The 18,530-nt window shown below is 72.6% G+C and carries 20 protein-coding genes; 9 read left to right on the top strand and 11 right to left on the bottom strand.

The features are described from left to right. Window positions 1-95: 95 nt before the first annotated feature. The 3 genes from ACIF6L_RS07745 to coxB are packed head-to-tail and all read right to left on the bottom strand — an operon-like array spanning window position 96 to window position 3,138. Window positions 96-512, bottom strand: coding sequence for a cytochrome c oxidase subunit 4 (locus ACIF6L_RS07745; protein ID WP_329487316.1), 417 nt, complete (start codon window positions 510-512; stop codon window positions 96-98). After that, window positions 512-2,287: a cytochrome c oxidase subunit I gene (gene ctaD, locus ACIF6L_RS07740; RefSeq protein ID WP_380389849.1), complete on the bottom strand. Its 1,776-nt coding sequence runs from the start codon at window positions 2,285-2,287 to the stop codon at window positions 512-514. Before ctaD ends, ACIF6L_RS07745 begins: the two co-directional genes overlap by 1 nt. Beyond that, window positions 2,284-3,138 carry a cytochrome c oxidase subunit II gene (gene coxB / locus ACIF6L_RS07735; RefSeq protein ID WP_329487317.1) on the bottom strand — a complete coding sequence of 285 codons (855 nt, stop codon included), beginning with the start codon at window positions 3,136-3,138 and terminating at the stop codon, window positions 2,284-2,286. The genes ctaD and coxB overlap by 4 nt, the downstream gene beginning before the upstream one ends. A gap of 337 nt (window positions 3,139-3,475) precedes the next feature. Between coxB and ACIF6L_RS07730 the strand changes: the two genes are divergently transcribed. Further along, window positions 3,476-4,945, top strand: coding sequence for a cysteine desulfurase/sulfurtransferase TusA family protein (locus tag ACIF6L_RS07730; RefSeq protein ID WP_396486886.1), 1,470 nt, complete (start codon window positions 3,476-3,478; stop codon window positions 4,943-4,945). Between the two features lie 22 nt (window positions 4,946-4,967). Here the strand turns inward: ACIF6L_RS07730 and ACIF6L_RS07725 are convergent, their stop codons facing one another. Then, window positions 4,968-5,945, bottom strand: coding sequence for a carbohydrate kinase family protein (locus ACIF6L_RS07725; protein ID WP_396486887.1), 978 nt, complete (start codon window positions 5,943-5,945; stop codon window positions 4,968-4,970). Between the two features lie 251 nt (window positions 5,946-6,196). On the opposite strand from ACIF6L_RS07725, the gene ACIF6L_RS07720 reads away from it, so the two are divergent. Further along, window positions 6,197-6,415: a hypothetical protein gene (locus tag ACIF6L_RS07720; RefSeq protein ID WP_329487320.1), complete on the top strand. Its 219-nt coding sequence runs from the start codon at window positions 6,197-6,199 to the stop codon at window positions 6,413-6,415. Window positions 6,416-6,518: 103 nt separating this feature from the next. Beyond that, a complete protein-coding gene (locus ACIF6L_RS07715; RefSeq protein ID WP_396486888.1) occupies window positions 6,519-7,250 on the top strand; it encodes a hypothetical protein in 732 nt (243 codons plus the stop codon). Window positions 7,251-7,323: 73 nt separating this feature from the next. On the opposite strand, the gene erpA is transcribed toward ACIF6L_RS07715, so the two are convergent. Continuing rightward, on the bottom strand, window positions 7,324-7,677 hold the full coding sequence (gene erpA / locus ACIF6L_RS07710) for an iron-sulfur cluster insertion protein ErpA (protein WP_329487322.1): 354 nt from the start codon (window positions 7,675-7,677) through the stop codon (window positions 7,324-7,326). Window positions 7,678-7,921: 244 nt separating this feature from the next. Between erpA and ACIF6L_RS07705 the strand changes: the two genes are divergently transcribed. Next, entirely contained in the window at window positions 7,922-8,791 is an 870-nt protein-coding gene (locus ACIF6L_RS07705) for a GNAT family N-acetyltransferase (protein ID WP_396486889.1), read from the top strand. A gap of 65 nt (window positions 8,792-8,856) precedes the next feature. Here the strand turns inward: ACIF6L_RS07705 and ACIF6L_RS07700 are convergent, their stop codons facing one another. The 3 genes from ACIF6L_RS07700 to ACIF6L_RS07690 all read right to left on the bottom strand — a co-directional run bounded on the left by ACIF6L_RS07700 (window position 8,857) and on the right by ACIF6L_RS07690 (window position 11,979). Further along, window positions 8,857-10,224 (bottom strand): pyridoxal-dependent decarboxylase, encoded by a 1,368-nt coding sequence (locus tag ACIF6L_RS07700; RefSeq protein WP_329487324.1) that lies wholly within the window; start codon window positions 10,222-10,224, stop codon window positions 8,857-8,859. A 241-nt stretch (window positions 10,225-10,465) separates the two neighbouring features. Next, window positions 10,466-10,930, bottom strand: a complete 465-nt coding sequence (locus ACIF6L_RS07695; protein ID WP_329487325.1) for an Lrp/AsnC family transcriptional regulator — start codon at window positions 10,928-10,930, stop codon at window positions 10,466-10,468. A gap of 125 nt (window positions 10,931-11,055) precedes the next feature. After that, entirely contained in the window at window positions 11,056-11,979 is a 924-nt protein-coding gene (locus tag ACIF6L_RS07690) for an NADP-dependent oxidoreductase (protein ID WP_329487326.1), read from the bottom strand. Between the two features lie 222 nt (window positions 11,980-12,201). Here ACIF6L_RS07690 and nadA point away from each other — a divergent pair, with 222 nt between their 5' ends. Continuing rightward, window positions 12,202-13,386 carry a quinolinate synthase NadA gene (nadA, locus tag ACIF6L_RS07685; RefSeq protein ID WP_352287028.1) on the top strand — a complete coding sequence of 395 codons (1,185 nt, stop codon included), beginning with the start codon at window positions 12,202-12,204 and terminating at the stop codon, window positions 13,384-13,386. 71 nt (window positions 13,387-13,457) lie between these two features. Here the strand turns inward: nadA and ACIF6L_RS07680 are convergent, their stop codons facing one another. Together ACIF6L_RS07680 and ACIF6L_RS07675 are read right to left on the bottom strand one after the other, a co-directional pair. Next, window positions 13,458-13,751 (bottom strand): hypothetical protein, encoded by a 294-nt coding sequence (locus ACIF6L_RS07680; RefSeq protein ID WP_396486890.1) that lies wholly within the window; start codon window positions 13,749-13,751, stop codon window positions 13,458-13,460. Window positions 13,752-13,788: 37 nt separating this feature from the next. Next, on the bottom strand, window positions 13,789-14,577 hold the full coding sequence (locus tag ACIF6L_RS07675; protein WP_380392108.1) for a PspA/IM30 family protein: 789 nt from the start codon (window positions 14,575-14,577) through the stop codon (window positions 13,789-13,791). A 316-nt stretch (window positions 14,578-14,893) separates the two neighbouring features. Between ACIF6L_RS07675 and ACIF6L_RS07670 the strand changes: the two genes are divergently transcribed. Both ACIF6L_RS07670 and ACIF6L_RS07665 read left to right on the top strand, forming a co-directional pair. Then, window positions 14,894-15,493 (top strand): DUF3043 domain-containing protein, encoded by a 600-nt coding sequence (locus ACIF6L_RS07670; RefSeq protein WP_329487329.1) that lies wholly within the window; start codon window positions 14,894-14,896, stop codon window positions 15,491-15,493. Window positions 15,494-15,651: 158 nt separating this feature from the next. Then, the gene (locus ACIF6L_RS07665) at window positions 15,652-16,392 is read left to right on the top strand and encodes a methyltransferase domain-containing protein (protein ID WP_352287237.1); all 741 of its coding nucleotides are present in this window, start codon (window positions 15,652-15,654) and stop codon (window positions 16,390-16,392) included. Between the two features lie 29 nt (window positions 16,393-16,421). On the opposite strand, the gene ACIF6L_RS07660 is transcribed toward ACIF6L_RS07665, so the two are convergent. Next, window positions 16,422-16,625, bottom strand: a complete 204-nt coding sequence (locus ACIF6L_RS07660; protein WP_359802666.1) for a hypothetical protein — start codon at window positions 16,623-16,625, stop codon at window positions 16,422-16,424. A 180-nt stretch (window positions 16,626-16,805) separates the two neighbouring features. On the opposite strand from ACIF6L_RS07660, the gene cobU reads away from it, so the two are divergent. Together cobU and ACIF6L_RS07650 are read left to right on the top strand one after the other, a co-directional pair. Then, window positions 16,806-17,378 carry a bifunctional adenosylcobinamide kinase/adenosylcobinamide-phosphate guanylyltransferase gene (gene cobU, locus ACIF6L_RS07655; protein WP_396486891.1) on the top strand — a complete coding sequence of 191 codons (573 nt, stop codon included), beginning with the start codon at window positions 16,806-16,808 and terminating at the stop codon, window positions 17,376-17,378. 28 nt (window positions 17,379-17,406) lie between these two features. After that, the gene (locus tag ACIF6L_RS07650) at window positions 17,407-18,522 is read left to right on the top strand and encodes a nicotinate-nucleotide--dimethylbenzimidazole phosphoribosyltransferase (protein ID WP_359802669.1); all 1,116 of its coding nucleotides are present in this window, start codon (window positions 17,407-17,409) and stop codon (window positions 18,520-18,522) included. Window positions 18,523-18,530 lie beyond the last annotated feature (8 nt).

Genomic DNA, 18,530 nt, shown 5'->3' with positions numbered 1-18,530 from the left:
ACCCCCCGTTCGCCCAGGGGGGTGAGGCCGTCACTCCGGGGACGCAAAAGGGCCGGGCATCCTTTGCGGAATGCCCGGCCCTGTGCGAGGGAGACCTACTGGTTCTGGTTCTCGCCCCGGTAGAACTCGAAGACCCAGCCGAACAGGCCGATCAGGATGATCGGGATCGACCAGTACAGCAGCCACCAACCGAAGATCACGCCCATGAACGCGAGCGCGCCACCGATCGCCAGCGAGAGCGGCTGCCAGCTGTGCGGGGCGAAGAAGCCCAGCTCGCCGGCGTCGTCCGCGACCTCGGCCTCGGGGTTGTCACCAGCGCCGCTGTCCACCCGGCGGGCGGTGAAGGCGAGGTAGTACCCGATGAAGGCGCAGAGGGCGAAGGCGAGGAACAGCGCGGTGGTACCGGCGGCCTCCACCCCGAGGTCGGAGTGGTTGGTCCAGACGCCGTAGGTGATCGCCATCGCGAGCGTGAAGACCGCGAGGCCCAGGAAGATCTTGCCCTGTTCCTTCATCAGGCGTCGCCTTCCTTCTTGCCCTTGCCCAGCTGCGGGACGTCGTACTTGGCCGGGGTCACACCGGCGAGGTGCTTGGCCGGCTCACCGTGGTTCTCCAGGTAGTCCAGCGCGGCGATCTCCGGGTAGTGGAGGTCGAAGGCCGGCGATTCGGAGCGGATCCGGGGCAGCGTGAGGAAGTTGTGCCGCGGCGGCGGGCAGGAGGTCGCCCACTCCAGCGAGCGGCCGTAGCCCCACGGGTCGTCCACCTCGACCTTCTCGCCGTACTTGGCCGTCTTCCAGACGTTGTACAGGAACGGCAGGATCGACAGGCCGAGCAGGAACGAGCCGATGGTCGAGACGGTGTTCAGCGTGGTGAAGCCGTCCGCGGCCAGGTAGTCGGCGTAGCGGCGGGGCATGCCCTCCGCGCCGAGCCAGTGCTGCACCAGGAAGGTGGTGTGGAAGCCGATGAAGAGCGTCCAGAAGGTCATCTTGCCGAGGCGCTCGTCCAGCATCTTGCCGGTCATCTTCGGCCACCAGAAGTGGAAGCCGGCGAACATCGCGAAGACGACGGTGCCGAAGACCACGTAGTGGAAGTGGGCGACGACGAAGTACGAGTCCGAGACGTGGAAGTCGATCGGCGGGGAGGCGAGCAGGACACCCGTCAGACCACCGAAGAGGAAGGTGACCAGGAAGCCGACCGTCCAGAGCATCGGGGTCTCGAAGCTCAGCGAGCCCTTCCACATGGTGCCGACCCAGTTGAAGAACTTCACACCGGTCGGGACCGCGATCAGGAAGGTCATGAAGGAGAAGAACGGCAGCAGCACTTGGCCGGTGACGTACATGTGGTGGGCCCACACCGTCACGGACAGACCGGCGATCGCGATGGTGGCCGCGATCAGGCCGGAGTAGCCGAACATCGGCTTGCGGCTGAAGACCGGGATGATCTCCGACACGATGCCGAAGAACGGCAGCGCGATGATGTACACCTCGGGGTGGCCGAAGAACCAGAAGAGGTGCTGCCAGAGCAGCGCCCCGCCGTTGGCCGGGTCGAAGACGTGTGCCCCGAATTTGCGGTCCGCCTCCAGGGCGAACAGCGCGGCGGCCAGGACCGGGAAGGCCAGCAGGACCAGCACGGCGGTCAGCAGGACGTTCCAGACGAAGATCGACATCCGGAACATCGTCATGCCGGGCGCGCGCATGCAGATGATCGTGGTGATGAAGTTGACCGCACCGAGGATGGTGCCGAAGCCGGAGAAGGCCAGGCCCATGATCCACATGTCGGCGCCGATGCCCGGCGAGCGGACGGCGTCCGACAGCGGGGAGTAGGCGAACCAGCCGAAGTCGGCCGCACCCTGCGGGGTGACGAAGCCGGCCACCGCGATGGTCGAGCCGAACAGGTACAGCCAGTACGCGAACATGTTCAGACGCGGGAACGCCACGTCCGGGGCGCCGATCTGGAGCGGCATGATCCAGTTCGCGAAGCCGGCGAAGAGCGGCGTCGCGAACATCAGCAGCATGATCGTGCCGTGCATCGTGAACGCCTGGTTGAACTGCTCGTTCGACAGGATCTGGGTCCCGGGACGAGCCAGCTCGGCGCGCATGACCAGGGCGAGGATGCCACCGATCAGGAAGAAGGCGAACGACGTGCCCAGGTAGAGCGTGCCGATCGTCTTGTGGTCAGTGGTGGTCAGCCACTTGATGATGGTCGAACCCGGCTTCCGGGTCCGCTGCGCCCCGACCGTGACGGCCCCGGCGCCCCCGCCGGCCGCGGCGGGCTCGTTGAGGATGGTCACTTCTCTTCACTTCCCATGGTCGTGATGCCGGAGGGCACCGCGCCGGTCTGGCCCTTGGCCCGGAGGTCCGCCAGGTGCTTGTCGTACTCCGCGCGGTCGACGACCTTCACGTTGAAGAGCATGCGCGAGTGGTCGACGCCGCAGAGCTCGGCGCACTTGCCCATGTACGTGCCCTTGACGGTCGGGGTGACCTCGAACTTGTTCACCACGCCCGGGACGACGTCCATCTTCATCATGAAGTTGACGGGCCAGAAGTCGTGGATGACGTCACGAGAGGTCAGCCGGAACTGGACCGACTCGTTGACCGGCAGGTACAGGGTCGGCACCTCCTTGGGGGTGCCCACGTCGTACGCGGCGTCCTTGTTGGCCGGGTCGGGGTTCTCGGTGTTCTCGTAGTTGAACGCCCAGCTCCACTGGAAGCCGACCACGTTGACCGTGTGCTGCGGCTTCTCGGAGACGGAGATCAGCCTCGACTCGTCGCGGGCGACGAAGTAGAAGAGAACCGACACGATGATGATGGGGACCGCGGTGTAGAGCGCCTCGATGGGCACGTTGTACCGGGTCTGCGGAGGGACCTGCACACCGGTGCGGCTGCGCCGGTGGAAGATCACGCTCCAGATGATCAGACCCCACATCAGTACGCCGACCACCAGCGCCGCGATCCAGGACCCCTGCCACATGTGGAGGACCAGCGGCCCTTCCTCGGTGACGGGGCTCGGGAGGCCAAGCCTGGGGAGGTCGTTGGCCGAGCAGCCGGTGGCGGTCGCGATGACGAGGCCCAGTGCCAGCGCCTGAGGCAGCTTCCGCCGCATCGTGCGCCGCGGCGAGCGGTCGGAGCCGTTGGGACTCACGTAGCGCCTTCCCGAAGTCTCGCCCGCCTTCGCGTCGCCCCGCGGAGGTTTGTGAGCCTCCCCGGCGACCCGTCCACGGGCACGGTTTGAATGCTTATGCGGGCCAAACCCTACTCCAGCCTTATGCGCTGCTGACGGGCAGGTCCCGGTAACGCGCCGCCCGGTCGCCCGATCAGGCCCCGCAAGGGCTGCGCCGCAGGTCATCGTAGGCATTAGAGGTCCGTACGCCCGATCGGGGGATGACCTCGAACAACGTGGGTGACGGCCCGTCGGACGAGGACGAATCGGACATTCGGGTTGATCGTCTGACGGTCGGTGAGCGTGGCCGACGGCCGGAATGCGACCGGGAGTGTCGTTAAATGTGACCGTGTACTTCGATGTGGCGTCCACGGCCCCGCTCCACCCCGTCGCGCGGCAGGCGCTGACCGCCGCGCTGGACGAGGGGTGGGCCGATCCGGCCCGGCTCTACCGCTCCGGGCGGCAGGCCCGGATGCTGCTGGACGCCGCCCGCGAGACGGTCGCCGAGGTGCTCGGCGCCCGGGCCGACGAGATCTCCTTCACCACCAGTGGGACCCAGGCCGTCCAGACGGGCATGCTCGGCGCGCTGGCGGGCCACCGGCGCCGGGGCGCGCACCTGGTGCACTCCGCGGTGGAGCACTCCAGCGTGCTGCACACCGCCGAGCGCTGGGAGCACTCCCGGCCCGGGGCCGGCGGCGAGGTGGGCGTGGTACCGGTCGACCGGTACGGGCGGGTGTCGCCGGAGGGGTTCGCGGCGGCGCTGCGGCCGGACACCGCGCTGGCCGTGCTCCAGTCGGCCAACCACGAGGTGGGCACGGTGCAGCCGGTGGCCGAGGTGGCCGAGGTCTGCGGTGACGTCCCGCTGCTGGTGGACGCCGCGCAGAGCGCCGGGCGGGTGGACGTCCCGGGCGGCTGGTCGCTGCTGACGGCCAGTGCGCACAAGTGGGGCGGCCCGGCCGGGGTCGGCGTCCTGGCGGTGCGCAAGGGGGTCCGGTACGCCTCGCCGCTGCCGGCCGACGAGCGCGAGGGCGGCCGGGTGCCGGGCTTCGTGAACGTCCCGGCGATCGTGGCCGCGGCCGCCTCGCTCCGGGCGGTGCGGGCCGAGGCCGAGCGGGAGAACGCCCGGCTGCACGCGCTGGTCGAGCGGATCCGGGCCCGGGTGCCGCGGTCGGTGCCCGAGGTCGAGGTGGTCGGCGATCCGGTGCGACGGCTGCCGCACCTCGTCACCTTCTCCTGCCTGTACGTCGACGGCGAGGTGCTGCTGACCGAGCTGGACCGGGCCGGCTTCGCGGTCTCCTCCGGTTCGTCCTGCACCTCCTCCACCCTGACGCCGAGCCATGTGCTGGCGGCGATGGGCGTGCTCACCGAGGGGAACGTCCGGGTCTCGCTGCCGTTCGGCGCGGCCGAGGCCGACGTCGAGCGGTTCCTCGCGGTGCTGCCGGAGCTGGTGGCCCGGGTCCGCGCCCCGCTCGGGCTGGACCTGGCGCTGCCCGGGCCGGCCGGGGAGCCGGCGGGCGCCCCCGGGCCGCAGAGCGGCGCGCCGGCGACCGACGCGCTGGTGATCGACGCGCTGGGCAAGCGCTGCCCGTTGCCGGTGATCGAGCTCGCCAAGCGGATCGGCGAGGTGCCGGCGGGCGGGACGGTCGCGGTGCTCGCCGACGACGAGGCGGCCCGGCTGGACGTCCCGGCCTGGTGCGGCATGCGCGGCCAGGAGTACCTGGGCGAGGCCCCGGCCGCCGACTTCGGCGGCGACCGGGGCTCGGCCTACCTGGTGCGGCGCACCGCCTGAGCGGGTACGCCGGACCGCTCGGCTACTTGACCAGGTGCGCCCGGACCTCGGCGGCGGCTGCGGCGCCGTACGCGGCCTCGAAGCGCTGCAGGAAGGCGAGCGGACGCAGCTCGTACTCCTGGGTGCCGACGGTCTCGATCACCAGGGTCGCGAGCATGCAGCCGAGCTGGGCGGAGCGCTCCAGGTCCAGCTCCCAGGAGAGACCGGCCAGGAAGCCGGCCCGGAAGGCGTCACCGACGCCGGTCGGGTCGACCTTGGCCTCCTCGGGCGCGCAGCCGACGACCACCGGGGCCTCGCCCTTGCGGTCGATCCGCACGCCCTTGCTGCCGAGGGTGGTGATCCGGGTGCCCACCCGGGTCAGGATCTCCTCGGCGTCCCAGCCGGTCTTGGTCTCGATCAGCGCGGCCTCGTACTCGTTGGTGAACAGGTACGCGGCGCCGTCGACGATCTCGCGGATGTCCTCGCCGTCCAGGCGGGCCAGCTGCTGCGACGGGTCGGCGGCGAAGGCGTAGCCGCGGGTCCGGCACTCCTGGGTGTGGCGGACCATGGCCTGCGGGTCGTCGGCACCGATCAGCACGAGGTCCAGCCCGCCGACCCGGTCGGCGATCGGCTTGAACTCGATGTTGCGGGCCTCGGCCATGGCACCGGTGTAGAACGAGGCGATCTGGTTGTGGTCCTCGTCCGTGGTGCACATGAAGCGGGCGGTGTGGCGGGTCTCGGAGATGTGGACCGAGCGGCAGTCCACGTTGTTGCGCTCCAGCCAGCTGCGGTACTCCCCGAAGTCCGCGCCGGCGGCGCCGACCAGGATCGGGCTCAGCCCGAGGACACCCATGCCGAACGCGATGTTCGGCGCGACACCGCCGCGACGGATGTCGAGGGTGTCGACCAGGAAGGACAGCGACACGGTGTGCAGCTGCTCGGCCACGAGCTGGTCGGAGAACCGACCGGGGAACGTCATCAGGTGGTCGGTCGCGATCGAACCGGCGACGGCGATACGCACGGGAGGTCTCCTCAGGAGGGCGGCATGGGCCACGGGAAAAGCAGGGGGCGGAACCCACCCACGGTACCGGGCGGGGGGCGGGCGGCAGCAAGAGCGCCCCTCCTGGCACCGGTCGCCGTCGAACGTGTACTACCCCCGGGTAGCTCTGGTGGGGGCCGGACGGGCGGCCTAGGGTCGCTGGCAGGGGCCGGTCCGGCCCTGACCGAGCCGTGGCAGTGCGGCCGCGGCACCGTGGATCGGAGCGATGCCCGATGATGCCAAATCACCACCCGCTGCGTGTTCCGCCCGCCCTCAAGGGCGACGCCGACGGCGAGACGCTGGACGCGCTGGTGGACTCCTCCCGGCAGCTGCGCCGCTTCTGGCCGCTGCTGGCGACCGGCCCGGAGCCCAGCGCTCCCGCCCCAGTCGGTTTCAGCGTCTCCTCCGGGGCCCAGCGCCTGGTCGCCGGGATGGCCGAGTACGGCATGTGATCCTCCCCGGGGGCGGGCGGGAACCGGATTCGTCCGAGGCACGTCACATCCGCGCGGTGCGGCCGTGGAGGCGGCGCCGCCGAAACCCTCGGGAGGATGTCAGATGGACCTGGAGACGATGCCCCGGCGTACCGGTGGAGCACGGCCCGCCCGGCCGGGCCGACGGCGGGCGGCGGCCCTGGCGGGTCTGCTGCTGGCGGCGGCCGCGCTGGCCGGCTGTGGGGACGGTGACGGCAAGGCGGCCGCGGATTCGGCCACCGGTTCGGCCTCGCCGTCGGCGAGCGCGACGCCCTCGCCCGGCTCCCCCGCCCCGACGACCGCCACCACCGCGCCGCCGGCCCCGGACTCGCCGCCGGCGGCGACCCCGCCGACCGATCCGACGGCGAGCACCCCCGACCCCCGGCCGACCGGCCCCGCGCCGGGCACCGGCCCGGGCCAGACGCCCACCCCGGTGCCCACTCCCCCGCGGGAGGGCATCGCGGTCGGTGAGCCCGACCCGAACGGCCGGCCGGCCCACCCCGCGATCACCTACCGGGTGGACGGGACCAAGCTGACGGTCTGGTTCTACGGCGGGATCTGCGAGAAGTACGCGCTGAAGGCGGACGAGTCCAAGCCCGGACGGGTGGACGTCCGCGTCACGGTGGCGGCGCCGATGCCGGCCGGGCAGGCCTGCGCCGAGCTGGCCAAGCGGCAGACGGTGACCGCCGACCTGAAGCAGCCGCTGATGGGCCGGGCGGTGACGGACCTCGCGACCGGTCAGCCGGTGCCGCTGGAGAGCGACCCGCACGTCGGCCCGGACCCGGCCGGCCCCGGCCCGGAGATCGGCGGGAAGTAGGGCCCGTGGCCCGGTACGGGAAAACGGCGAGGGCGGCCCCGGAGAATCCGGGGCCGCCCTCGCCGTCTGCCGACTAGCTGAACGAGTCGCCGCAGGCGCAGGAGCCCGTGGCGTTCGGGTTGTCGATCGTGAAGCCCTGCTTCTCGATGGTGTCCACGAAGTCGACGGTGGCGCCGCCGAGGTACGGGGCACTCATCCGGTCGGTGACGACCTTGACACCGTTGAAGTCCTTGAGCACGTCGCCGTCGAGCGAGCGCTCGTCGAAGAACAGCTGGTAACGCAGGCCGGAGCAACCACCGGGCTGGACGGCGACGCGAAGCGCAAGGTCGTCGCGGCCCTCCTGCTCCAGCAGGCCCTTGACCTTGGCCGCGGCGGCATCGGTAAGGAGGATGCCACTCTCGACGGTGGTCTCGTCCTGGACGGTCATCTGCTTTCTCCCGGTCTTGACGACGGTCTGCCGCCAGTGCCAACCAACGGCCGTCCGGATTCATTTCCCGGACGGCGGTGTAATTTCGGCGGCTTTCGGCGGCGGAATATTCGTGGGCCGGGTGTACCACCCGCTCCCCTACGCTCCCCATGCTCGCACAGACGGCGCGGCTCGGACACCGCCCCGACCGCGGATCCGGCGGAACCGGCCCCGGGCGACCGGTGCGACGGCCAGGATGGTGGGCATGATCCTGCGCCTGGTCCAGGACACCGCCGCCGACGCGGAGGCCGTCCAGCACATCGCCCGCGCCTCGTTCGCGCCGCTCGCCGACACCGCCGGCCCGGCCCCGCAGGACGGGCCCCCGGTGGGCCGGCTGGCCAGGACCAGACACCTCGTCCGGACCGACCCGCAGGGCTGCTGGCTGGCGGAGCGCGACGGCGAACCGGTCGGCGCGGTGCTGTCGCTGCGCCGCGAGGGCCTCTGGATCCTGGCGCTGCTCGTGGTGCGGCCCGAGGCGCAGGGGCACGGCCTTGGCCGGCTGCTGCTGGAGCGGGCCGCCGCGTACGGGCGCGGCTGCCTGCGCGGGATGCTCTGCGTCCCGCCGTCCCCGGCGGCGGCCCGCCGGTACCGGCTGGCCGGGTTCACCCTGCACCCGGCGATGGCGCTGACCGGCCGGGTGGACCGGGCCGGGCTGCTCGACCCCGGTGACATCCCGGTGCACCCCGGCAACGCCAGCCACCGGCACCTGCTGGACTCGGTGGACCGCCGGCTGCGCGGCGCGGCGCACGGGCCGGACCACGAGCTGATGCTGGGCCACTGCGAGGAGCTGCTGATCGCCGACGCGCTGGCCGGCAGCGGCTACTGCTACCGCGACGGCGGCGAGGTGCGGCTGCTGGCCGCGACCTCGAAGCGGATCGCCGCCCGGCTGCTGCGCGAGGCGCTGGCGCGGGTGCCGGACGGCGTGGACGCCCACGTGGGGCACCTGACCGCCGAGCAGGAGTGGGCGCTGGACGTCGGCCTGGAGGTCGGGCTGAGCCCGCGGACCGTGGGCTTCCTGGGCCTGCGCGGGATGCGCCCGCCGGCGCCGTACCTGCCCGACGGCGCGCTGCTGTGACGCGACGGCCCCCCGCCGGTCGGCCGGCGGGGGGCCGTCGCGTTCGCACGGTCGGCCGCGGGGGCTCAGACCATGGTGTCCAGGATCTCCCGGACCATCGCCATCGTGGTGCCCGGGTGCAGGAAGGCGAAGCGGGCGACCGTCTCGCCGTCCCAGCCGGTCGGGGTGACGAAGCCGATCTGGTCCGCCAGCAGCTGCTGCGACCAGCGGTAGTAGTCGTCGTTGGTCCAGCCCTTGCGGCGGAAGCAGACCGCCGAGAGCTGCGGGTCGAACAGCAGCTCCAGGTGCTCGGTGTCGCGGATCAGCTGCGCGGTGTCCCGGGCCAGCGTGAGGCCGGTCTCGATGGCGTCGGTATAGGCCTGGGTGCCGTGCACGGCCAGCGAGAACCAGAGCGGCAGGCCGCGGGCGCGCCGGGTCAGGTGGTAGGCGTAGTCGGTGGGGTTCCACTCGTCGCCCTCGGTGTGCAGCACGTCCAGGTAGGAGGCGTCCTGGGTGTGCACGGCGCGGGCGAGCTGCGGGTTGCGGTAGATCAGCGCGGCGCAGTCGAACGGGGCGAACAGCCACTTGTGCGGGTCCACCACGAAGGAGTCGGCGTGCTCGATGCCGTCGTAGCGGGCCCGGACGGAGGGGGCGAAGAGGCCCGCGCCGCCGTAGGCGCCGTCCACGTGGAACCAGAGGCCGCGCTCGCGGGCCACCTCGGAGAGGCCCTGGAGGTCGTCGATGATGCCCTCGTTGGTGGTGCCGGCCGTCCCGACGACGGCGATCACCGTCTCCGGGTTCGGGTCGGCGGCCAGGGCGGCGCGCAGCGCCTCGCCGGTGAAGCGGCGGTCGACGGTGGGGACCTTGAAGGCCTCCACGCCGATGATGTTGAAGGTGTTCTTGACCGAGGAGTGCACCTGGTCGGCGACGGCGATCCGCAGCCGGGCCTCCGGGCCGACGCCGAGCCGGCGGCGGGCGGTGTCGCGGGCGACGACCAGCGCGGAGAGGTTGCCGGCCGAACCGCCGGAGACGAAGGTGCCGCCGGCCGACTCGGGCATCCCGGCCCGGTCCGCGATCAGGCGCAGCACCTGGTTCTCGGCGGCGATGGCGCCGGCCGCCTCCAGCCAGGAGATGCCCTGCAGCGAGGCGCAGGAGACGACCATGTCGAAGAGCAGCGCGGCCTTGGTCGGCGCGCACGGGATGAACGAGAGGTAGCGCGGGCTGTCGGCGGAGATCACCGCGCGGGAGAGCTCGTGGTCGTAGAGCTTCAGCACGTCGGCCGGGTTGTTGCCGTCCGCGTTGAGCAGACCGGCCAGCTGGGTGCGCAGGTGCTCGCCGTCGCCGGGGTGGTCGAGCGGAACGGGGTCGTACTGCAGCCGCTCCCGCATGTAGTCGAAAACCAGGTCGACCAGCTCGTTGTCTGGCCGGTGCATGCGGTCGGGTGCTGCGGACACGGGGGTCCCTCTCGGCTGTGGGGTGTCGGGGGAGGTCCGGCGGCGCGGGACGTCTCACCGCTCCGCCGGATGTGATCAGCCTAGGCAGCACCGCGCCCCCGCCGCGCGTCCGAACGCGGCTGGTCAGGCAGGATTCGAGCGTCTTGGCCGGGGCCCGCGCAGGATTCCTGCGCAGGCCGCCGGGCGGCCCCGGGGGGCGGCCGCGCCGGCCCCTGGAGGGAGCGGACTGGGCCGTTCGGATTCAGCCGATGAGCTGGGAGAGCACGACCGAGGAGCGGCTGCGCTGGACGCCGGGCTCCCGCCGGATCCGCTCGATCACGGCCTCCAGGTGCCGGGTGTCGGAGGCCCGCAGGTGGACCAGGGCGTCCGGGTCGCCGGTGACCGTCCAGGCCGCGACCACTTCGGGGAACTGGCGCAGGCTCGCCAGGATCTCCTCCGGGGCGGTCCGCTCCCGGCAGTACACCTCGACGAAGGCCTCGGTCTGCCAGCCGAGCACCGAGGGGTCGAGGACGACGGTGAAGCCGCGGACCACCCCGCGCGCCCGCAGTCGGTCGATCCGGCGGCGGACGGCGGTGGCGGAGAGGTTCACCTGCACGCCGATCTCGGCGTAGGAGGCCCGGCCGTCGCTGCCCAGCCGGGCGAGCAGGAGACGGTCGGTCTCGTCGAGGGTCGCCCCGACCGTCTCGTGTGCTCGACTGCTGGTCATCGGTGCGGGGCTCCACGGGTCGTACGGGGGTCGGCGGGACGGTGGCCGCCGAAACGGTTCTGCACCATTCTGGCGGATGACAGGACCGAGTCCACCGCTGGCAGATGACGGCTCGCGGACCGTTCTCAGTCCACCAGGAGCACGATCTTCCCCCGGGTGCGGCCCTCCGCGCTGAGCGCCTGGGCGGAGCCGGCCTGCGCGAGCGGGAAGGTGGAGGCGACGGTGACGGTGAGCCGCCCGTCGTCGGCGAGCGCGGCCAGCTCCGCCAGCCCGGCGGCGTCGGGGCGGACCCAGACGTAGTGGCCGCCGAGCGCCTTCACCCGGTAGTCCGTCACCGAGGCGATCCGGGACGGGTCCGCGACCAGGGCGGCCGAGACCTCGACGGCCCCGCCGCCGACCAGGTCGAGGGCGGCGTCCACCCCGCCGGGCGCCAGGGCCCGGACCCGCTCGGCCAGGCCCTCGCCGTGGGCCACCGGCTCGGCGCCGAGGCCGCGCAGGTAGTCGTGGTTGCGCTCGCCCGCGGTGCCGATCACCCGGGCCCCGAACGCCTTGGCGATCTGCACGGCCAGGTGGCCGACGCCGCCGGCCGCGGCGTGCACCAGCACGGTGTCGCCCGCGGCCACCCGCAGCGCCCGCAGGCCCTGGAGGGCGGTCAGGCCGGCCAGTGGCAGGCCGCCGCTCTGCGCCCAGTCCAGGGCCGCGGGCCGGCGGGCCAGCGTGCGGACGGGGGCGGCGACCAGCTCGGCGTAGGTCCCGTGCTCGACGGAGTCCTTGCGCACGTAGCCGTAGACCTCGTCGCCGGGGGCGAACTCGGTCACCCCGCCGCCGACCGCCCGGACCACCCCGGCCGCGTCCCAGCCCATCACCAGGGGGAAGTGGACGTCCAGCAGGCCGTCCAGAGCGCCGTCCCGGACCCTCCAGTCCACCGGGTTCACCCCGGCCGCCCTGACCTCCACCAGTACCGAGTCCGGCCCGACCTTGGGGTCCGGGAGGTCGGTGTACTCCACCACCTCGGGGCCGCCGTAGCGGCGGATCGCGATTGCCTTCATGGGCCCAGCCAAACCCGGCCGGGCCCGGATACCGGTTCGGCCACGCCGAACCGCCCCATATCGTGCTTCCGGCGCCGCCGAACGGGCCCGAAGCGGGAAGCGGTTCTCGTCACATCGACAGAATGGCCATCGTCAGTCTGACGCTAAGCGGTTATCATAGATAGCGTCAGATAGACGAGAAGGCTGCACCGACTGATCGGCCGCACAGAAGGGCACCCGCCCGTGACCACCACCATCACCGAGACCTACGGCGTCGACCCCACTCCGACGCCGCTCGCTCTGCTGCTGCTCGGCCGTGAGGCCGACCCGAACAGCGAGCGCGGCGTCGAGTGCCCCGGCGACCTTCCCGCCGCCTCCGACCCGGACCTCGTCGCCCGTGCGCGGGCCGCGAAGGAGGCGCTCGGGGATCGCGTCTTCATCCTGGGCCACCACTACCAGCGCGACGAGGTGATCGAGTTCGCCGATGTCACCGGCGACTCCTTCAAGCTCGCGCGCGACGCGGCCGCCCGCCCGGAGGCCGAGTACATCGTCTTCTGCGGCGTGCACTTCATGGCCGAGTCCGCGGACATCCTCACCGGCGACGCCCAGCAGGTCGTCCTGCCGGACCTCGCGGCCGGCTGTTCGATGGCCGACATGGCCACCGCCGAGCAGGTCGCCGAATGCTGGGACGTCCTGACCGACGCCGGCATAGCCGACGTCACCGTCCCGGTCTCGTACATGAACTCCTCCGCCGACATCAAGGCCTTCACCGGCAGGCACGGCGGCACCATCTGCACCTCGTCCAACGCGAAGCGGGCCCTGGAGTGGGCCTTCGAGCAGGGGCAGAAGGTGCTCTTCCTGCCCGACCAGCACCTGGGCCGCAACACCGCGGTGCGCGAGATGGGCTTCTCGCTGGACGACTGCGTGCTCTACAACCCGCACAAGCCCAACGGCGGCCTGACCGCCGAGCAGCTGCGGAACGCCAAGATGATCCTCTGGCGCGGCCACTGCTCGGTGCACGGCCGGTTCTCGCTGGACTCGGTCAACGACGTCCGCGAGCGCATCCCCGGCGTCACCGTGCTGGTGCACCCCGAGTGCAAGCACGAGGTCGTCGCGGCCGCCGACATGGTGGGCTCGACCGAGTACATCATCAAGGCGCTGGACGCCGCCGAGCCCGGCTCCAAGTGGGCCATCGGCACCGAGCTGAACCTGGTCCGCCGGCTCGCCAAGGCGCACCCGGACAAGGAGATCGTCTTCCTGGACCGGGCGGTCTGCTTCTGCTCCACGATGAACCGGATCGACCTGCCGCACCTGGTCTGGGCACTGGAGTCGCTGGTCGAGGGCCGGGTGCCGAACGTGATCCGGGTCGACCCGGAGACCGAGAAGCACGCCAAGGCGGCGCTGGACCGGATGCTCGCCCTGCCGTAGCCACCGCACGCCGAAGGGCGGGCTCCTCCGTACTGGAGGAGCCCGCCCTTTCGTCTGGCGCGAGACGGCCGCTACTCGGGCAATCCGGGGATCAGGCCGTCACCCTCGGCCCGCAGCAGCTCCCTGACCTGGTCGATCGTCGAGTCAGCAGCCGGGAGGATCAGGTCGGAGGGCTCCAGCGAGGCGTCCGGCAGCGGGGTGCCGAACTCCTTGACGGCGCCCAGCAGCTCCCCGAGCGCTCGGCGGAACTGCTCTTCGTCCCCCGAGTCCAGTGCGGTGACGAGCTCGTCGTCCAGCTCGTTCAGCCGGTTCAGATGGGCGTCGCCCACCTCGAACTGGCCCTCCCCCATGACCCTCATGATCATGCCGTGCGTCTCCCTGGTTCGTGGGGTGAAGCTCAGGTCACTTGTTGTAGTTGATCCGCGGGGAGTCCGGCTGGGCGTCCTGCGGCTGCCCCTTGCCCGGCTCGATGGCCTGCGGACCGGAGGCCGGCGAGCCGCCCGTCAGTTCGGCCTTCATCCGGGCCAGCTCCAGCTCGACGTCCGAACCGCCGGCGACCCGCTCCAGCTCGGCCTCGATGTCGTCCTTGCGGCCGAGACCGCTGGCGTCGTCGAGCGCGCCGGAGGCCAGCAGCTCGTCGATCGCACCGGCCCGGGCCTGCATCTGGGCGGTCTTGTCCTCGGCCCGCTGGATCGCCAGACCGACGTCGCCCATCTCCTCCGAGATGCCGGAGAAGGACTCGGCGATCCGGGTCTGCGCCTGGGCCGCGGTGTAGGTGGCCTTGATCGTCTCCTTCTTGGTGCGGAAGGCGTCGACCTTGGCCTGCAGCCGCTGGGAGGCGAGCGTGAGCTTCTCCTCCTCGGCCTGGAGCTGCTGGTACTGCGTCTCCAGGTCGGTGATCTGGGACTGCATGTTCGACTTGCGGGTCAGGGCCTCGCGCGCGAGGTCCTCCCGGCCGAGCGAGAGGGCCTTGCGGCCCTGGTCCTCGTACTTGGCGGACTGCTGCTGCAGCTGGGTCAGCTGGAGCTCCAGGCGCTTGCGCGAGGTGGCCACGTCCGCGACACCGCGACGCACCTTCTGCAGCAGCTCAAGCTGCTTCTGGTACGAATAGTCGAGCGTCTCACGGGGATCCTCCGCCCGGTCCAAGGCCTTGTTCGCCTTGGAGCGGAAGATCAACCCCATACGCTTCATGATTCCGTCGCTCATGGGCCTCGGGTGCCCCCTTCTCCGGCCTGCGGTCTTTATCTCGTTACCAGACACGACGAGTGTATGTGCAGCGAGCCCTTCGCCGCAGTGCACCTGCCTGCAACAAGACTGCTACAGCGTCCCCCTCCCGGGCCTCATCCCCGGGGTGGATCCGCCCCTCATCCCACCCATCGTCCGAAGCGGTGATCCCCTACGGGAAGACCCCCGGAAGCCCGGCCGAGGGCCCGGACCGGCGCGATCGATATGCGTTTGGGTCCGAGGACACCCGTGGAAGCGGTCGCGCACCCCGTACGCTGGGGGTGTGTTCCGACGCCGTTCAGATGATGCCGCTGCCTCCGCCGCCGTGCTGGAGAAGCAGGACGAGACGACCCAGACCCGCGATCCGCAGGCGAAGAAGGGCCGGCCGACGCCCAAGCGCAGTGAGGCCGAGGCCCACCGGCGGACCAGGGTGACCGTGCCCAAGGACCGCAAGGAGGCCTCCCGCCAGGCGCGCGAGCGCATGCGCAGCGAGCGCGAGAAGCAGCGCACCGCGCTGCTGGAGGGCGACGAGCGGCACCTGCCGGCCCGTGACAAGGGCCCGGTGCGCAAGTTCACCCGCGACTACGTGGACGCCCGCTGGTCGCTGGCCGAGTTCTTCCTGCCCGCCGCCGTGGTCATCCTGGTGCTCAGCATCGTCAAGGTGCCCGCCCTCCAGCTGCTCTCCACCCTGCTCTTCCTGGCCTTCTTCGTGCTGGTGGTGCTGGACTTCGTCCGCCTCGGGTTCGGTCTGCGCAAGTCGCTCACCGAGCGGTTCGCGGGCCAGAACACCCGCGGCGCGGTCGCCTACGGCCTGATGCGCATCCTGCAGATGCGCCGGCTGCGCCTGCCCAAGCCGCAGGTGCGGCGCGGAGAGAAGCCCTGACCGCCGAACCGGTGGACTCCGGCTGGGCCCCTCCCTCCTGGGAGGGGCCCGGCCTGTACGCGCTTCCGGGCCAGGGGGACGGCGGCCACGACCGGCTCGCCCAGGAGCGCCGGCTGCCCTCGCGCAGCGGTTCCTTCGCCGGCGGCACCGGCCCGTGGCTGGACCGCCTCGGCAGCCTGCGCAACCTCGTCCGGCAGGAGCTGGTCGCCCGGCAGCTGGCCGAGCAGCTGACCGGCCGCGCCGAACAGCGCGTCCTCGACATCGGCTGCGGCCAGGGCACCCAGGCCCTGCGGCTGGCGCGGGACGGCCACTACGTCACCGGGATCGACTCCGACCCGGTCGCGCTCGGCGTCGCCCAGGGGGCGCTCGCCGAGGAGCCGCCCGAGGTCCGCGGCCGGATGCAGCTGCTCAGCGGCGACGGCCACCAGTGCGGGCGCTGGTTCGGGCCGCGCAGCTTCGACGTGGTGCTCTGCCACGGCGTCCTGATGTACCTGCCGGACCCGGATCCGATGATCGCCTCGCTGGCCCGGCTGCTGGCCCCGGGCGGGCTGCTCTCGCTGCTGGTCCGCAACCGTGACGCGCTGGCCCTGCGGCCCGCCGCCGCCGGGGACTGGCGGGCCGCCCTGCACGCCTTCGAGAGCGACCGCTACTACAACCGGCTCGGGCTGGCCGCCCGGGCCGACCGGCTCGCCGACCTCGCCGTCACCCTCTCCGAGGTGTCCGTGCCGCTGCGGCACTGGTACGGCGTGCGGGTCTTCACCGACAGCGCGCCCGACGACGCGGCGCCGCCGGTGGACGGCCGGCAGCTGGCCCAGCTGCTGGAGGCCGAGGAGCGGGCCGGCCGCACCGACCCGTACCGGCAGGTCGCCGCGCTGCTGCACGTCTTCGGGGCCAAGTAGCGGCCGCTCCCGAGGGCGTGCGGGCGGGCTCAGGCCTCGTGCAGGCTCATCGAGTAGATCTCCCGGCCGTCGTCGAGCAGGACCGCGGTGTCCACGCCGTCCTCGGCCAGCTGCTTCCAGCTCTCCCCGATCCAGGTCTCGGCGTCCCCCTGGCCGGCGAACTCCTCCTCCTGGCCGCCGCCCGGGGCCACCACGGTGCCGTCCGCCTTCTCGTACCGCCACGTCCAGACCATGCCCGGTTCCTCCCACTGACGACCTGTGCGCTGCCTGCTGCTGCGCGCACCTTAGCCTGCCCGGCCCGATCTTCCGTATGCCTGACCGGGGCCGCGTTTGTCGGCCGGGTCGCGGCTCCCCGGCCGGCCGGGCCGGGCCCGCGCGGGGCGGGGCGCCACCGCCTTGGCAGGATGGACGGCATGGCAGCCCACCCCGCACTCCCCCGCACCCTGCTCCTCGGCGGCGCCCGCTCCGGAAAGTCCACCAGGGCCGAGCAGTTGCTCGCCCGGTACCCGGACGTGCTGTACGTGGCCACCGGCGGCGCCCGCGACGGTGACACCGAGTGGGCCCAGCGGGTGGCGCTGCACCGCGACCGGCGGCCGGCGAGCTGGCGCACCGCCGAGACCTGCGACCTGGCGGCGGTCCTGGCCGACCCCGCCGACCCGGCGCCGGTGCTGATCGACTGTCTGGCGCTCTGGCTGACCGCGGTGATGGACGAGTGCGGCGCCTGGGACGACGCGGTCTGGGCGGACGGCGGCGAGGCGGCCGTCCAGCGGCGCTGCGAGGAGCTCGCCCGGGCCTGGGCGGCGACCCGGCGCCCGGTGGTCGCGGTGAGCAACGAGGTGGGCATGGGCGTCGTCCCGGCCACCGCCTCGGGCCGCCGGTTCCGCGACACCCTGGGCCGGCTGAACATGGCGGTGGCCGACGCCTCGGAGCGTGTGCTGCTCGTCGTGGCGGGGCAGGTTCTGACGGTCAAGCCCGCCGCAGGCTGAACACCCGCGGCGTGTAGCCTTCCGATCGATGGACACGACCGTGGATCTCGATACGTTCTCCTCGCTCGTCGAGCGCCCCGACGAGAGCGCCCGGCGGGCCGCCGAAGAGCGCTGGCAGGCGCTGGACCGCCCGCGCGGCGGCCTCGGCCGGCTGGAGGAGCTGGGCAGTTGGCTGTCGTCCGTACAGGGCCGCTCCCCGGTGCGGCCGCTGTCGGCGCCCAAGGTGCTGCTGTTCGCCGCCGACCACGGGGTGGCGGCCCTCGGGGTGTCCCGGCTGCCCGCGCAGGGCGGCACGGCCGCCCGGGTGCGGGCGGTGCTGGACGGCACCGCGCCGGTCGCCCTGCTCGCCCGGCGCTTCGGCGCCGAGGTGCGGGTGGTGGACGTCGCGGTGGACGCGGACCCCTCCGACTTCCCGGACGAGGTCGTCGCCCACCGGGTGCGGCGCGGCTCCGGCCGGGTCGACGTCGAGGACGCGCTGAGCCCCGAGGAGACGGTCAAGGCCTTCCGGGCCGGGATGGCCGTCGCCGACGAGGAGGCCGACGCCGGGACCGACCTGATCGTCCTGGGCGACCTCGGGGTCGGCGCGACCACCGTGGCGGCCGTCCTGGTCGGCGCGCTCTGCGGCACCGACGCGGCCGCGGTGACCGGGCGCGGCTCGGGCATCGACGACCGGGTGTGGATGGTCAAGTGCGCGACCGTCCGGGACTCGCTGCGGCGGGCCCGGCCGGTGCTGGGCGACCAGTTGGCGCTGCTCGGCGCCACCGGCGGTGCCGACTTCGCGGCGATCACCGGCTTCCTGCTTCAGGCCGCGGTGCGCAAGCTCCCGGTGGTGCTGGACGGTGTGGTCTCGGCGGCCTGCGCGCTGGTCGCGCAGCGGATCGCGTTCCGGGCGCCGGAGTGGTGGCGGGCCGGGCAGTCCACCGGCGAGCCGGCCCAGGCCAAGGCCTACGACCGGCTGACCCTGACGCCCCTGCAGGAGCAGGAGATCACCATGGGCGAGGGCGTCGGCGCGCTGATGGCGCTGCCGCTGCTGCAGGCCGCGGCGGACGCCCTGGCCGAGCACGCGCCCGCCCCGAGCACCCCGGCGGCCCCCAAGGAGCAGCCGAAGCTGCCCTCGGCCGCGGAGCTGCTCGGCCGGGTCTGACCGCCCCG

The organism is Kitasatospora sp. NPDC086009, from assembly GCF_044540385.1.
Taxonomy (GTDB): Bacteria; Actinomycetota; Actinomycetes; order Streptomycetales; family Streptomycetaceae; genus Kitasatospora.
The sequence above is the reverse complement of the archived record's forward strand: the minus strand, read 5'-3'. Positions and strand labels throughout refer to the sequence as shown.

Bases quoted from the DNA above. Each gene is read 5' to 3' on its own strand.
- ACIF6L_RS07720 (WP_329487320.1), top strand. From the start codon at position 6,197: ATGATGCCAAATCACCACCCGCTGCGTGTTCCGCCCGCCCTCAAGGGC.
- cobU (WP_396486891.1), top strand. From the start codon at position 16,806: ATGGCAGCCCACCCCGCACTCCCCCGCACCCTGCTCCTCGGCGGCGCC.
- ACIF6L_RS07650 (WP_359802669.1), top strand. From the start codon at position 17,407: ATGGACACGACCGTGGATCTCGATACGTTCTCCTCGCTCGTCGAGCGC.
- ACIF6L_RS07695 (WP_329487325.1), bottom strand. From the start codon at position 10,930: ATGACCAGCAGTCGAGCACACGAGACGGTCGGGGCGACCCTCGACGAG.
- ACIF6L_RS07745 (WP_329487316.1), bottom strand. From the start codon at position 512: ATGAAGGAACAGGGCAAGATCTTCCTGGGCCTCGCGGTCTTCACGCTC.
- ACIF6L_RS07675 (WP_380392108.1), bottom strand. From the start codon at position 14,577: ATGAAGCGTATGGGGTTGATCTTCCGCTCCAAGGCGAACAAGGCCTTG.
- ACIF6L_RS07680 (WP_396486890.1), bottom strand. From the start codon at position 13,751: ATGATCATGAGGGTCATGGGGGAGGGCCAGTTCGAGGTGGGCGACGCC.
- ACIF6L_RS07715 (WP_396486888.1), top strand. From the start codon at position 6,519: ATGGACCTGGAGACGATGCCCCGGCGTACCGGTGGAGCACGGCCCGCC.
- ACIF6L_RS07660 (WP_359802666.1), bottom strand. From the start codon at position 16,625: ATGGTCTGGACGTGGCGGTACGAGAAGGCGGACGGCACCGTGGTGGCC.
- erpA (WP_329487322.1), bottom strand. From the start codon at position 7,677: ATGACCGTCCAGGACGAGACCACCGTCGAGAGTGGCATCCTCCTTACC.
- ACIF6L_RS07705 (WP_396486889.1), top strand. From the start codon at position 7,922: ATGATCCTGCGCCTGGTCCAGGACACCGCCGCCGACGCGGAGGCCGTC.
- ACIF6L_RS07690 (WP_329487326.1), bottom strand. From the start codon at position 11,979: ATGAAGGCAATCGCGATCCGCCGCTACGGCGGCCCCGAGGTGGTGGAG.
- ACIF6L_RS07730 (WP_396486886.1), top strand. From the start codon at position 3,476: ATGCGACCGGGAGTGTCGTTAAATGTGACCGTGTACTTCGATGTGGCG.